Here is a 14,319-nt window from a genome sequence, read left to right as displayed (position 1 = left end):
CCCAATAACAAGGAAAAACCATGTCCAAGACTCAGTTGTTCGACCTCGACGGCAAAATCGCATTCGTATCCGGCGCCAGCCGCGGCATCGGTGAAGCCATCGCCAAATTGCTGGCCCAGCAAGGCGCCCATGTCATCGTCTCGAGCCGCAAACTCGACGGTTGCCAGCACGTGGCTGACGCGATCATCGCCGCCGGCGGCAAAGCCACTGCCGTGGCTTGCCACATCGGCGAAATGGAACAGATCAGCCAGGTCTTCGCCGGCATCCGCGAACAGTTCGGGCGCCTGGACATTCTGGTCAACAACGCCGCGACCAACCCGCAGTTCTGCAACGTACTGGACACCGACCTCAGCGCTTTCCAGAAAACCGTCGACGTGAACATCCGCGGCTACTTCTTCATGTCGGTGGAAGCCGGCAAGCTGATGCGCGATAACGGCGGCGGCAGCATCATCAACGTCGCCTCGATCAACGGCATCTCGCCGGGGATCTTCCAGGGCATCTACTCCGTGACCAAAGCGGCGGTCATCAACATGACCAAAGTGTTCGCCAAGGAATGCGCGCAGTTCGGCATTCGCTGCAATGCGCTGCTGCCGGGTCTGACCGACACCAAGTTTGCTTCGGCATTGGTGAAAAACGAGGCTATTTTGAACACCGCATTGCAACAGATTCCGCTCAAGCGTGTGGCGGATCCGAGTGAGATGGCGGGAGCGGTGTTGTATCTGGCCAGTGATGCGTCGAGTTACACCACTGGGGTTTCGTTGAATGTGGATGGTGGGTTCTTGTCCTGATCCGATTTACCGGATGAACACAAGGCAGCCTTCGGGCTAATGCCAGTCAGTTAAGCCAAAACGCGATCCGTAGCAGCTGGCGAAGCCTGCGTTCGGCTGCGCAGCAGTCGTAAAACCTGAGTTTGCGGTCTTCCTGAAACACCGCATCGTCTGATTTCACGACTGCTGCGCAGCCGAACGCAGGCTTCGCCAGCTGCTACGGATTTTGTCGTTCCTTAACTGATCGGCATTAGCCGGCGCTAATCACAAAGGAATTTTTGATAGAACTCCGCTTTTGCGCATTCGTCGCAAAGCTCAGAGCCCGCTGCGGATTGTTTTCCCAAAAAATAGGCGCCGCGACCAAGCCAATCAGGAAACCAAGAACAAAAGAAGGAGAAATGCAATACATCAGCGAGCCTTGGCTTCCCCATTCACACGCTCGAAAAACGCTCGAACCTTGTTCGGATCCTTGAGCATTTCAGCAGCGTATTCATCGATACGCACCGAAGCGCATGTGGCAGCTGATAACTTGGTGCCGTTAGAACCGACCATGATCCAGCCGTTCTCAGCCGCTGTTTTGTGTCCTTCACTATCCATATCGATCCTCACTTCTGATCCACTTTTTGCAATCGCAGCTGCGATAAATCCGTAGGCCTTCTCGGAATTTGTTTTGACAGTACTGGCACGTCCGCTGACGATTTTTCCATTCGCCAGGCGGATGATGCCGCCGTGCTGGAATCCGGCAGAATCACGCACAACCTTGGCTTCCTGACATTGCACAACAAAGGAATATTTATTCCACAATGTTGCGCATTGAGAATTTTTATTCCATTAATAGCCCCTCCTGAAAATAAAATCCAAAAGGACCCCGGCTATGCGCGAACTCGGTATCGGTCTCATCGGCACAGGTTTCATGGGCCGCGCCCATGCCTTGGCGTTTCGCAACGTCAGTGCGGTTTTCGAACTGCCCCTCAAGCTCAAACTGGCCGCCCTGGCCGACGCCGATCCGCAGCGTGCCCGCCACTGCGCCGATGCCTGGGGTTTCGTCACTGCTCATAGCGACTGGCAGCAACTGATCGATGACCCCAAGGTCAATCTGATCGCCATCACCACGCCCAATCACCTGCATTACCCCATTGCCATGGCCGCACTCGCCGCCGGCAAACCGGTGTATTGCGAAAAGCCGTTGGCGGTGAATCTGGAACAGGCCGACGCCATGCGACTGTCGGCCAAAGCGGCGGGCGTGGTGACGCGGGTGGGTTTCAACTATCAGCACAACCCGATGATCGGGCTGGCCCGGGAGCTGATTGAAAACGGCGACTTGGGTCAGATCATCAGTTTCCAGGGTGAATTCAGCGAAGACTTCATGGCCGATCCCGCGTCACCCTGGTCGTGGCGTTGCGATGCCGATCATGCCGGTGGCGCACTGGCCGATCTGGGCAGCCACGTGTTGGCCATGGCCCGCTATCTGGTGGGCGATGTCGAGGCAGTGAGCGCCGACACTCATACCGTGCACCGGCAACGCCCCGCCACGGCTGGCAGCCTGGAACAACGCAATATCGCCGTCGACGATCAGGTCCACGCCTTGTTGCGGTTTGCGAACGGCGCCCGGGGCACGTTCAGCAGCAGTTGGCTCAAGCACGGCTACAAGAATCACCTGAGTTTCGAAATCAGCGGCACTCGAGGGACTTTGGTGTTCGATCAGGAACGCCTGAATGAACTGCGTCTGTTTCGTGCCGGTCAGGACGGTTTCCAGCACTTGCTGGCAGGGCCGAATCTGCCGGGTTATGCGGCGTTTAGCCCGGCGGCAGGGCATCAGCTCGGCTACAACGAACTCAAGACGCTGGAAGTCCATGATCTGGTGATGGCGTTGGCAGGCTTATCTCAGGGCGGAACGGATTTCGAAGAGGCGTGGGAAGTCGAACGCCTGGCTACGGCGATTCGGGTGGCCGCGCGGGAGTCGCGTTGGGTCAGGATCGAGGAAGTCTGAGCGACGCGCGCGGATACCCGCCAGCAGCACAGCGCTGCTGGCGGTTCAACGGGAGCCGATGGACGCTTACTGAGTGACGCAACGAGTGAGCGTCGTTTCCCGGGTCACCTGCCCCTCAGCTCTCATATCGCCTTGCACATCAGTGTTTTCAGTGGTTTGGCAGGTTCGCACAGGGGGCGGAGGCGGCGCAGCGGGAGGTGGCGGTGGAGGACTGGCACAACCACCCAGAATCGCTATCCAGAGTGCGAACGACAGTGTTGCAAAAATGCGTTTCCCAAGACTTTTCATAGGTTGACCCGCGGTAAGTGATCTACATATTTCCGCGACCCAACTGTTTCACCGCGAAGCCGCGGACCGGTCACAGAAAAAATACTCTCGTATTCTTTGTACGACCGCCGGCAAAACCCGACAGTTCCTAGGACGTCTCGCGACAATGCAACGTGTTGCTCTCAAGTTCATAACGCAGCTCTTCGATCAAAGCTGCCACCGCCTCCGGCGTTCTGAGGTTGGCCACGCTCAACCCACTGATCACCAGATCCACCTGCCCCGACACCGGATGATAGAGCTTCACCGTCAGTGAATGATCACCCGTAACATTGCACTCACAGGCCAACGGTGAAAAGCTCCGCTCCAGTTGCATACGCAATTGCGCCACGTAAATCATCCTGCGGTTCCTGTCGCTGTTTTGAAAGGGACGCGATACCCGAAGACCTGTATCGCACCCTTACAGCCTAAGAACCGCCGCCCCGGCCCAGAACATCAATTTGCACCCCTTCGAGTAGTGCATTTGCACCTAACGCTGGGCCTTGGGCCGCCACTCGCTGGAGAACAAACCGCGCTCGCGAGCCCAGACAATCGCCTCGCTACGGCTGTGAACGTCGAGCTTGGAATACACCGTCGAGACATGGTTGCGCACCGTGTTCGGGGCGAGTTTGAGCCGCGCGGCGATTTCCTTGTCGGCCAGGCCTTCGCAGATCAGGCCGAGCACATCGCGCTCGCGGGCGGTCAGGTCGGTGAAAGACACGCTAGGCAACTGCGGCGAGTTGACGTTTTTGACGTTAGCGAGTTTCTCGATGAGCGTGCGGCTGAACCAGGAGGCGTCTTTCATCACCTCTTCGATCGCCGACACCAACTCCAGCTCGGTGCGTTTACGTTCAGTGATGTCCATAAACACCAGCAGGTAGCAGGGACTGTCCTGAATGTTCACGGTGTCGGCCGAGACCGCGCAATCGATCAGCCCGGTGTCTTTCTTGCGGAGGCTGACATCGATGCGATCCAGGCTTCCGATTTTCTCCAGGGTTGCGAACAGCCGTGTACGTGCGCCCTTGTCATGGATGAAGTCGATCTCTGCGATGGTCTTGCCGAGCACCTCTTCACTGGGATACGCGAGCGTATCGAGGAAGGCTTCGTTGACGTCCATCACCATCTGATCGCCGGCGTTACACACCAGAATGGGCACCGGGGTCAGTCGAAAAGCCTTGGCGAAACGTTCCTCGCTTTGGCGCAGGGCGACCTCGGCCTTATGCCGAGGCTCGATGTCTACAAAGGAAAAGAGCATGCAGGCTTCGTCGTTCAGCTCAAGGGGCTGGCCGGCGACGATCACCTGTTTGCTGCCACCTTCGGATAACTGCAGCTGAGCCTGCATTTGCGGAATGGTTGCCCCTTCGCGCAAACGCTGCTTGGCCAGATCCTTGTTTTCGGCCCCTTCCAGCACATCCAGTTCATAGGTAGAACGGCCGATCACCTGATCACGCGCATAGCCGGTCATCTCCAGGAAGCCAGGGTTGACTTTGATGTAGCGCAAATCGCTTAGACGACAGATCACCGCCGGGGCTGGGTTGGCGTTGAAGGTTTTTTCGAAACGCTGTTCGGCGCTGGCCCACTCCGTGACATCGCTCATGATCAGCACCAGCGACTCCGGCTCGCCAGCGCTGTCGGCCAATACCATGCTGCGCACGCTGTGGACCCAGGTGCGCTCTTCGTCGTCCGCCGGCGTCACCTCAACCAACACATCACTGAAGGTCTCACCTCGGGCAACGCGGCTGATCGGATAATTGTCGGCCTGAACCGGGTGATTATTGCGATAACGCAAGGCGAAGCGCTTGGCGTACTCCTTGGCATTCGCCCCCAATTCGCTGAGTTGCCCGACGCCGTGCATGGCCAACGCGGCGTCATTGGCCCAGAGAAGGGTCTGGTCGAGCTCCAGCAGAATCAACCCATCGGACAGGCCGGCGATAATCTGCTGCAACTGACGGCGATTGGTTTCGGTGGTCAGGACGTCCTGGCTCATTGGATCTCCACGCGTGCGGCGGTGCATTCACGCGCCGCCCTGTGAAGATTACGACCGCGAGGGGTTGGGATAGTGCAGAGGACTCAGTGCACATCCAACAAATCCTGCAACCCCGCCAACTTCTGCGGATTGCGCATGATAAAAATCCGGCTCACCTGCCCCGCTTCGTCGAACCCAAACGTCATCGATGCAGTGATGACCTCGTCCGCCTTGATGATCACGCCTTGGGCACCATTGATTTCGGCTGGCAGCCATTCGCAAGTCTGCCAATAGACGTGCAACGACTGGCCAATGAAATCCAGCACATTGGAAATGCCAGACAACGTTTCGCGGATGGCCGAGGCCTTGCCGCCGCTGTCGGCGCAGAGTTCGACGTCTTCGCTCAGCATCGCGGTCAAGGAAGCGGTCGAGCCGCTGGCGATGGCGCTACGGAAAGCGCTGAGCAATTGCTCCTGGCGTGCCGGTTCCGGCTGAAAGCGCGTTTGTCCGCTGCCCAGGCTGGCCTTGGCCCGGGACACCAGTTTGCGGCACGCAGCCTCTTGAACCCCGACCGCATCCGCGACGTGCGTGTAATCCATGTCGAAAATTTCGTAGAGCAGGTACGCCGCACGCTCCTTGGGGGTTAGCCGTTCCAGTAACAACAGGAACGCGGTGGACAGCGACGAGGCCAGTTCATGCCTGTGTTCGGGTGAGTCCTGATGGGTGGTGTGAATCGGTTCCGGCAGCCAGGTGCCGATGTAATCAACCCGCGACTTGTGCGCCGAGCGCAGCAGATCGATGCAGTGCCGGGTGCAAGCCGTGGTCAGCCAGGCGGCCGGCGTGGCAATGATGGCGCGGTCGGTCTCCAGCCATTTGATGAACAGCTCTTGCACAACATCCTCGGCTTCGGCGCGGGAGCCGAGGATGCGATAAGCAAGACCGAGCAAAAATGGCCGGCGCTGCTCGAACACAGCGGCGGTGTTTTCAGCGGAGTTCATCAATCAGTGCCTCGACACCTGCAAACGGTTCCACAGGCTGATCATGCCGATCTCGGCCGTCAAGGCACCGATTTGTGCGTCGCTGAAGTGCTCGCGCAAGTCACCGCGCAGGCTGGCGTAGTCGGTCTTTTCATCGAGTACGGTGAGGGCTTCGGTCCAGGCCAGGGCCGCACGTTCAGCGGCAGTGAAATCGCTGACGTGACGCCAGACGATCAGGCGGTCCAGCCGCTCGTTGGTTTCATTGGCTTCACGGGCCTCGCGGGTGTGCATCTTCACGCAAAAACCGCATTGGTTGATCTGCGAGGCACGCAAGTGCAGCAAGTGTTTGAGGGTCGGGTCCAGGTCGTGGCTGTCGAGGGTGACGTGGACCTGGGTCAGGCTTTCGAACACCTGAGGAATCGATTGCAGCAGGTTAACCGGCTGGGTGTTGGACGACATCGTGTTGCTCCACTGTTTGGGGGATTCAACAGGATGACGATTGAGGATTCGGGTTTGTGACGTGCGCTGTTTTTTTCAGCGCACGTCATGCTTTTCAAGCCGCCAATTGACCGCTGGCAATCGCCGCCGAAGCCACCAGCATCGCCCGCAACAACACCGCACACCCGGCCGCCAGATCATCCGGCGCGGCGTTTTCGATTTCGTTGTGGCTGATGCCGCCTTCGCACGGTACGAAGATCATCCCGGCCGGGCCGAGTTCGGCGAGAAAGATTGCGTCGTGCCCTGCTCCGCTGACGATGTCCATGTGCGACAGGCCCAAGCCTTGGGCGGCGCCGCGTACCGCTTCGACGCAGCCTTTGTCGAAGTACAGCGGCGGGAAATCCGCAGTGGGTGTGAGTTCGAAGGTCAGGCCGTGTTCCTCGCAGGTGGTTTCGATGACTTCACGGACTTCGGCGATCATTGAGTCCAGACGCGCCGGTTCCAGATGACGGAAGTCCAGGGTCATGCGCACTTCGCCGGGGATGACGTTGCGTGAGCCGGGATAGGCTTGCAGGCAACCGACGGTGCCGCAGGCGTGGGGTTGATGGCCGAGGGCAGCGCGGTTGACCGCACCGACGATCACCGAGGCGCCGACCAGAGCGTCCTTGCGCAGGTGCATCGGCGTCGGGCCGGCGTGGGCTTCGACGCCGCGCAGTTTCAGGTCGAACCATTTCTGCCCGAGGGCGCCCATCACCACGCCGATGGTTTTGCGTTCGTCTTCAAGGATCGGGCCTTGTTCGATATGGGCCTCGAAATAGGCGCCGACGGCATGGCCGCTGACCTTGCGCTCGCCAGCATAGCCAATGGCGTTCAAGGCTTCACCCACGGTAACGCCTTCGGCATCGACCTTGGCCAGGGTTTCTTCGAGGGTGAACTTTTCCGCGAATACGCCGGAGCCCATCATGCAGGGGGCGAAGCGTGAGCCTTCCTCGTTGGTCCAGACCACGACTTCCAGCGGCGCTTCGGTTTCCACGCCCAGGTCATTGAGGGTGCGCAGCACTTCGACGCCGGCCAGTACGCCGAAGCAGCCGTCGAACTTGCCGCCGGTGGGTTGGGTGTCGATGTGGCTGCCGGTCATCACCGGTGGCAGGTTCGGATTGCGGCCCGGACGACGGGCGAAGATGTTGCCGACGGCATCGATGCTGACGGTGCAACCGGCCTCCTCGCACCAGTTGACGAAAATGTCCCGGGCCTGGCGGTCGAGGTCGGTCAGGGCCAGGCGACAAACACCGCCCTTGACCGTGGCGCCGAGCTTGGCCAGGTCCATGAGCGACTGCCACAAGCGGTCGCGGTTGATGTGCTGATGGGTGGACTGCAGAACGTCAATGGCAGCGTTCATGATGATCTCCTCAGGCAGTTCTTATGGATTTCTTCAGGCATTTCTTGGGTGTCTTGGCGGCCGTCTTCGTCGGAACGCCGCCCGGAGCCGGCTCGCTCCCACAGGGGTAATGCATTCCAAATGTGGGAGCGAGCCTGCTCGCGAAGGGGCCGTCCCTCACACCGCAGATTTCGCAACAGACGGGCTGGGGCGCATCGAGCACAACCCGTAATAAATCAGTCCGCCCAGTGCCGATCCGGTGAACCAGCCATAGTCGTAGAACCAGCTGAATGCATCGCTGCCGAGCGACAGCAGCGTCAGCGCCACCGGCACACCAAACGCAATAAATCCGAACCAGTTCCACGCTGGATAAACGTCGTCGCGGTAAAGTCCGGCCAGATCCAGTTGCTGTTTCTTGATCAGGAAATAGTCCACCACCATGATCCCGGCAATCGGACCCAGCAGGCTCGAATAGCCCAGCAGCCAGTTGGAATACACCGTCTCCAGGCTTAAATCCGAGACGATCAAACCGAGCTTCTTCAACAGCTCATGGGCCATCAGCGCCAAACCGACCAGGCCAGTGAGCATCACCGCTTTGGTGCGGTTGATGAACTTAGGGGCGACGTTCTGGAAGTCGTTGGTAGGCGAAACGATATTGGCCGCTGTGTTGGTCGACAGCGTGGCGATGATGATCAGCGCCATGGCCAGTGCGACCCAGACCGGGCTCTGGATATGACCGATCAGCGTGACCGGATCGGAGACGGTGACGCCCACCAGTTTTACCGAGGCGGCCGTCATCACTACGCCGAGGGAGGCGAACAGAAACATGGTCAGGGGCAAGCCGATAATCTGCCCGACGATCTGATCCTTCTGGCTTTTCGCATAGCGGCTGAAATCCGGAATGTTCAGGGACAAGGTGGCCCAGAACCCGACCATGGCGGTCAGCCCGGCGGCAAAGTAACTGACCACGCTCGCGCCTTCCGGACGTTTGGCCGGAATCGCCAGCAACTCGGTCATCGACACGTTCGGCATCGCCCATACCAGCAGCCCCACGCCCACCAGCACCAACAACGGTGCCGAGAGGGTTTCCAGCCATTTGATCGAGTCCGCGCCGCGAATCACCACCCACAGATTCAAGGCCCAGAACACCATGAACCCGATTACTTCACCGGTACCGCCGAGGGATTTCCAACCGTCGAACACCGACCCCAGAAACAGGTGAATGGCCAGCCCGCCGAACATCGTCTGAATGCCGAACCAGCCACACGCCACCAGCGCCCGGATCAGGCACGGAATGTTGGAGCCGAGGATGCCAAAGGACGAACGCAACAACACGGGAAACGGAATGCCGTACTTGGTGCCGGGAAAGGCGTTCAGGGTCAACGGGATCAGTACGATGATGTTGGCGAACAGAATCGCCAGCAACGCTTCACCGACGCTCAGGCCGAAATGCGCGGTGAGCACGCCACCGAGGGTGTAGGTCGGCACGCAAATCGCCATGCCTATCCACAATGCGGTGATGTGCCATTTGTTCCAGGTTCGTTCGCGCACCTTGGTCGGTGCCATATCGTGGTTGTAACGGGGACTGTCGAGGACGTCACTGCCGGCTTCGAGCTCAAACAAGCCGTCGCGCTCGGTCACTTGCGATCTGTTCTGTTGCATGGCCGCTCCACTGTTCTTTTGATTATTGTTGCTCATCAGGGGCTGGCGGCATCAATTAACGTGCCGGTTACCCCGTTTGCGCATCGGGCAGTTCCATAAAAACTTTGTAACCAACTGATGTTTATCAGTTTTATTTATATCACCGATGAGTCACCGGTTACTTGCTCGTTCAATCAGGCCAGATGCCAGGCAAGTTGTCCGAACAGTCAGGACTCAATCTGGTGCATACCACTTTTTTTCAACGTCGCGCATCAACCATAGACCATCCTCAAGCGGCTGATTTCACATAAGAAATCTCGTCTATTTTTGGAACCTGTCAAGTGCGTCAAAATGGTGAGAGGCCTCACCATTTTGGTGATTTGAAGTTTTAAATGTTAATTATCAATAACTTAAAACAAATATAAGCATATAAAAAATATTCTTGCTCAATCCTCAAACTCAGACTAGCGTTTATTCCTGACAGCGCTGACAGGAATACACCTGTTTGCGTCAGCTTCATATAAAACATTTAGAACCGGCACAAGTCGGTCATTGCCTGCGAGGAACTCGGAATGTCTCTGTTGATCCGTGGCGCCACCGTTATTACCCATGATGAAAGTTATCGCGCCGACGTCTATTGCGCCGACGGCGTGATCAAAGCCATCGGCGAAAATCTTGATGTTCCGGCGGGTGCCGAAGTGCTCGACGGCAGCGGCCAATACCTGATGCCCGGCGGCATCGATCCGCACACGCACATGCAACTGCCCTTCATGGGCACGGTGGCCAGTGAAGACTTCTTCAGCGGTACTGCGGCGGGACTTGCCGGTGGCACGACGTCGATCATCGACTTTGTGATCCCCAATCCGCAGCAATCCTTGATGGAAGCCTTTCATCAGTGGCGCGGCTGGGCCGAGAAGTCGGCGTCGGATTACGGTTTCCATGTCGCGATCACCTGGTGGAGCGAACAGGTCCGCGAGGAAATGGCCGATCTGGTCAGCCACCACGGGGTCAACAGCTTCAAGCACTTCATGGCCTACAAGAACGCAATCATGGCCGCCGACGATACGCTGGTGGCGAGTTTCGAGCGCTGCCTGGAGTTGGGCGCAGTGCCGACCGTGCATGCGGAAAACGGTGAGCTGGTCTATCACCTGCAACGCAAGCTGATGGCGCAGGGCATGACCGGCCCGGAAGCGCATCCGCTGTCGCGCCCTTCGCAGGTGGAAGGTGAAGCGGCCAGTCGGGCGATCCGCATCGCCGAAACCCTGGGCACGCCGCTGTACCTGGTGCATGTCTCGACCAAGGAAGCCCTCGACGAAATCACCTACGCCCGCAGCAAGGGCCAACAAGTCTACGGCGAGGTCCTGGCCGGGCATCTGCTGCTGGACGACAGCGTCTACCAACACCCAGACTGGCAGACCGCCGCCGGTTACGTGATGAGCCCGCCCTTCCGTCCTCGCGGCCATCAAGAGGCGCTTTGGCACGGTCTGCAATCAGGCAACCTGCACACCACCGCCACCGACCACTGCTGTTTCTGCGCCGAGCAAAAAGCGGCGGGACGTGACGATTTCAGCAAGATCCCCAATGGCACGGCCGGTATCGAAGACCGCATGGCGGTGCTCTGGGATGAAGGGGTGAACACCGGGCGTTTGTCGATGCAGCACTTCGTGGCGCTCACCTCCACCAATACCGCCAAGATCTTCAACCTTTACCCGCGCAAAGGCGCGATTCGCGTCGGTGCGGACGCGGATCTGGTGCTGTGGGATCCGCAAGGTACGCGGACGATTTCGGCGAAGACTCACCACCAGCAGGTGGACTTCAACATCTTCGAAGGCAAGACCGTGCGCGGTGTGCCGAGCCACACCGTCAGCCAGGGCCGGGTGGTATGGGCCGATGGTGATTTGCGAGCAGAGCGTGGTGCCGGGCGGTATGTCGAACGCCCGGCGTATCCGGCGGTGTTTGATTTGCTGAGCAAGCGGGCTGAGATGAACAGGCCGACAGCTGTGAAACGCTGAAAGCGGCCTTCGGCCTATCGCGAGCAAGCTCGCTCCCACAGGTTTTGTGGACGCCCGAGATACCTGTGGGAGCGAGCTTGCTCGCGATGGGGCCGGCCCAGACAACAAAAAAACCAATGCCCATCAGAGGCATCACCTCAAATAACCGTGAGGCCAACACCGTGATCAAGACTCTGAACCACCTCCCGCATCCGCACGAGAATGCGGCCGCCCTCGCTGGCCATTTCACCGATCTGGCACCACCACTCAACGACCGCCAGGCCCATCTGGAAGCCTCGCGTTGCCTGTACTGCTACGACGCGCCCTGCGTGAATGCCTGCCCGAGCGAGATCGACATTCCGTCGTTCATCCGCAATATCCATCAGGAAAACGTTCAGGGCGCCGCGCAGAAAATCCTCTCGGCGAACATCCTCGGCGGCAGTTGCGCCCGGGTCTGCCCGACGGAAGTGCTTTGCCAGCAAGCCTGCGTGCGCAACAACGACCATGAATGCGCACCGGTGCTGATCGGCCTGTTGCAGCGTTACGCCGTCGACAACGCACACTTCAGCGAACACCCCTTCACACGTGCTGCATCAACTGGCAAGCGCATCGCGGTGGTTGGCGCCGGTCCGGCCGGTTTGTCCTGCGCTCACCGCAGTGCCATGCACGGTCATGACGTGGTGATTTTCGAGGCACGGGAAAAGGCTGGCGGCCTCAACGAATACGGGATCGCCAAGTACAAACTGGTGGATGACTACGCGCAGAAGGAGCTTGAATTCCTACTGGAGATCGGCGGGATCGAAATCCGCCACGGGCAGAAACTCGGCGAAAACCTCACCCTTGGCGAACTGCATCAGCAGTTCGACGCGGTGTTCCTCGGCCTCGGTCTGGCCGCCAGCAAGCAGCTGGGGCTTGCTCATGAAGACGCACCCGGTCTGCTGGCCGCCACCGATTACATCCGCGAACTGCGTCAGGCCGATGACCTGACCCAACTCCCCCTCGCTGACCGTTGTATCGTTTTGGGCGCCGGCAACACCGCCATCGACATGGCCGTGCAAATGGCTCGCCTCGGGGCTCGCGACGTCAACCTGGTGTACCGCCGCGGTGTTGAGGAAATGGGCGCCACCGACCACGAACAGGACATCGCCAAAGCCAATCAAGTGCGTTTGCTGACGTGGGCACAACCCGAAGAAGTCCTGCTGGATGCTCAAGGCCAAGTACGCGGCATGCGCTTCGCTCGGACCTGGTTAGTCGAAGGTCGCCTGCAAACCACTGGCGAAACCTTCGAACTGGCCGCCGACGCCATCTTCAAAGCCATCGGCCAGGCCTTCGACGCCAGTGCCCTCGCCGATCCGCTGGCCTGTGAACTCAAGCGCCAGGGTGAGCGGATTCAAGTGGATGAAAACCTGCGCACCAGCATCCCCGGCGTATACGCCGGCGGCGACTGCACCAGTCTCGATCAGGACCTCACCGTGCAGGCGGTGCAGCACGGCAAACGGGCCGCCGAGGCCATCAACGCCCAACTCATGCTCAACGTGGAGGCTGCGTAAATGGCCGATCTCTCGATTGTCTTCGCCGGCATCAAAGCCCCCAACCCGTTCTGGCTGGCCTCCGCGCCACCGACCGACAAGGCCTACAACGTGGTTCGCGCCTTCGAGGCGGGTTGGGGTGGCGTGGTCTGGAAAACACTGGGTGAAGACCCGGCGGCGGTCAACGTGTCGTCCCGTTACTCGGCTCATTTCGGTGCCAACCGTGAAGTGGTGGGCTTCAACAACATCGAGCTGATCACCGATCGTTCGCTGGAGATCAACCTGCGGGAAATCACTCAGGTCAAAAAGGACTGGCCGGACCGTGCACTGATTGTGTCGCTGATGGTGCCCTGCGTCGAAGAGTCCTGGAAATTCATCCTGCCACTGGTGGAAGCCACCGGCGCCGATGGCATCGAACTGAACTTCGGTTGCCCGCACGGGATGCCGGAGCGCGGCATGGGCGCGGCGGTCGGGCAGGTGCCGGAGTACGTCGAACAGGTCACCCGTTGGTGCAAGACGTATTGCTCGCTGCCGGTGATCGTCAAGCTCACGCCGAACATCACCGACATTCGCGTCGCCGCCCGCGCAGCCCATCGTGGTGGTGCGGACGCGGTGTCGCTGATCAACACGATCAACTCGATCACCAGCGTCAACCTGGAGCGCATGGTCGCCAATCCCTCCGTGGGCAGCCAAAGCACCCACGGCGGTTATTGCGGTTCGGCGGTGAAGCCGATCGCGCTGAACATGGTCGCCGAAATCGCCCGCGATCCACAGACGCAAGGCCTGCCAATCTCCGGCATTGGCGGCATTGGCAGCTGGCGTGACGCGGCGGAGTTTATTGCGCTGGGCAGCGGCTCGGTGCAGGTGTGCACGGCGGCGATGCTGCATGGCTTCCGGATTGTCGAGGAGATGAAAGACGGTTTATCGCGCTGGATGGACAGGCAGGGCTACGCCAGCGTGTCAGAGTTTTCCGGGCGTGCGGTGGGCAACACCACGGACTGGAAGTATCTGGACATTAACTATCAAGTGATCGCCAGGATTGACCAGGAGGCGTGCATTGGTTGCGGTCGTTGCCACATTGCTTGCGAAGACACTTCGCACCAGGCGATTACGAGCCTTAAGCAGGCGGACGGGACGCATAAATATGAAGTGATTGATGATGAGTGCGTGGGGTGCAATCTGTGTCAAATCACGTGCCCGGTGCAGGACTGTATCGAGATGGTGCCGATGGAGAACGGGAAGCCGTTTCTGGATTGGAATCATGACCCGAGGAACCCGTACCACGTCGCTGTTTGATCGTTGAAGATCAAGGGATCGCAGCCTCGTTTCACTCGACAGC

12 protein-coding genes are annotated in these 14,319 nt (G+C 59.2%); 5 read left to right on the top strand and 7 right to left on the bottom strand.

The window, feature by feature from the left end:
- Positions 1-20 precede the first annotated feature (20 nt).
- Entirely contained in the window at positions 21-788 is a 768-nt protein-coding gene (locus tag QFX16_RS13380; RefSeq protein WP_150630518.1) for an SDR family oxidoreductase, read from the top strand.
- A gap of 387 nt (positions 789-1,175) precedes the next feature.
- On the opposite strand, the gene QFX16_RS13375 is transcribed toward QFX16_RS13380, so the two are convergent.
- On the bottom strand, positions 1,176-1,523 hold the full coding sequence (locus QFX16_RS13375) for a hypothetical protein (protein ID WP_283184294.1): 348 nt from the start codon (positions 1,521-1,523) through the stop codon (positions 1,176-1,178).
- A 118-nt stretch (positions 1,524-1,641) separates the two neighbouring features.
- Between QFX16_RS13375 and QFX16_RS13370 the strand changes: the two genes are divergently transcribed.
- Positions 1,642-2,757, top strand: a complete 1,116-nt coding sequence (locus tag QFX16_RS13370) for a Gfo/Idh/MocA family protein (RefSeq protein WP_283184293.1) — start codon at positions 1,642-1,644, stop codon at positions 2,755-2,757.
- A 415-nt stretch (positions 2,758-3,172) separates the two neighbouring features.
- Here the strand turns inward: QFX16_RS13370 and QFX16_RS13365 are convergent, their stop codons facing one another.
- From QFX16_RS13365 to QFX16_RS13340, 6 genes are all read right to left on the bottom strand, one after another.
- Positions 3,173-3,421, bottom strand: a complete 249-nt coding sequence (locus QFX16_RS13365) for a DUF1652 domain-containing protein (protein WP_283184292.1) — start codon at positions 3,419-3,421, stop codon at positions 3,173-3,175.
- A 129-nt stretch (positions 3,422-3,550) separates the two neighbouring features.
- The gene (locus QFX16_RS13360; RefSeq protein WP_283184291.1) at positions 3,551-5,047 is read right to left on the bottom strand and encodes a PAS domain S-box protein; all 1,497 of its coding nucleotides are present in this window, start codon (positions 5,045-5,047) and stop codon (positions 3,551-3,553) included.
- Positions 5,048-5,130: 83 nt separating this feature from the next.
- Entirely contained in the window at positions 5,131-6,024 is an 894-nt protein-coding gene (sigJ, locus tag QFX16_RS13355; RefSeq protein ID WP_283184290.1) for an RNA polymerase sigma factor SigJ, read from the bottom strand.
- A gap of 3 nt (positions 6,025-6,027) precedes the next feature.
- Positions 6,028-6,462 (bottom strand): carboxymuconolactone decarboxylase family protein, encoded by a 435-nt coding sequence (locus QFX16_RS13350; RefSeq protein WP_283184289.1) that lies wholly within the window; start codon positions 6,460-6,462, stop codon positions 6,028-6,030.
- 94 nt (positions 6,463-6,556) lie between these two features.
- On the bottom strand, positions 6,557-7,840 hold the full coding sequence (locus QFX16_RS13345; RefSeq protein ID WP_283184288.1) for a Zn-dependent hydrolase: 1,284 nt from the start codon (positions 7,838-7,840) through the stop codon (positions 6,557-6,559).
- 156 nt (positions 7,841-7,996) lie between these two features.
- Positions 7,997-9,481, bottom strand: a complete 1,485-nt coding sequence (locus QFX16_RS13340) for an NCS1 family nucleobase:cation symporter-1 (RefSeq protein ID WP_283184287.1) — start codon at positions 9,479-9,481, stop codon at positions 7,997-7,999.
- 551 nt (positions 9,482-10,032) lie between these two features.
- Here QFX16_RS13340 and hydA point away from each other — a divergent pair.
- The 3 genes from hydA (at position 10,033) to preA (ending at position 14,276) form a co-directional block, all read left to right on the top strand.
- Positions 10,033-11,472 carry a dihydropyrimidinase gene (hydA, locus tag QFX16_RS13335; RefSeq protein ID WP_283184286.1) on the top strand — a complete coding sequence of 480 codons (1,440 nt, stop codon included), beginning with the start codon at positions 10,033-10,035 and terminating at the stop codon, positions 11,470-11,472.
- 161 nt (positions 11,473-11,633) lie between these two features.
- Complete coding sequence (locus QFX16_RS13330; protein ID WP_283184285.1) at positions 11,634-13,001, top strand: NAD(P)-dependent oxidoreductase; 1,368 nt, start codon at positions 11,634-11,636, stop codon at positions 12,999-13,001.
- Positions 13,002-14,276, top strand: coding sequence for an NAD-dependent dihydropyrimidine dehydrogenase subunit PreA (preA, locus tag QFX16_RS13325; protein WP_283184284.1), 1,275 nt, complete (start codon positions 13,002-13,004; stop codon positions 14,274-14,276).
- Positions 14,277-14,319 lie beyond the last annotated feature (43 nt).

The sequence above is a fragment of the Pseudomonas svalbardensis genome (assembly GCF_030053115.1).
GTDB classification, from domain to species: Bacteria; Pseudomonadota; Gammaproteobacteria; order Pseudomonadales; family Pseudomonadaceae; genus Aquipseudomonas; species Aquipseudomonas svalbardensis.
The sequence above is the reverse complement of the archived record's forward strand: the minus strand, read 5'-3'. Positions and strand labels throughout refer to the sequence as shown.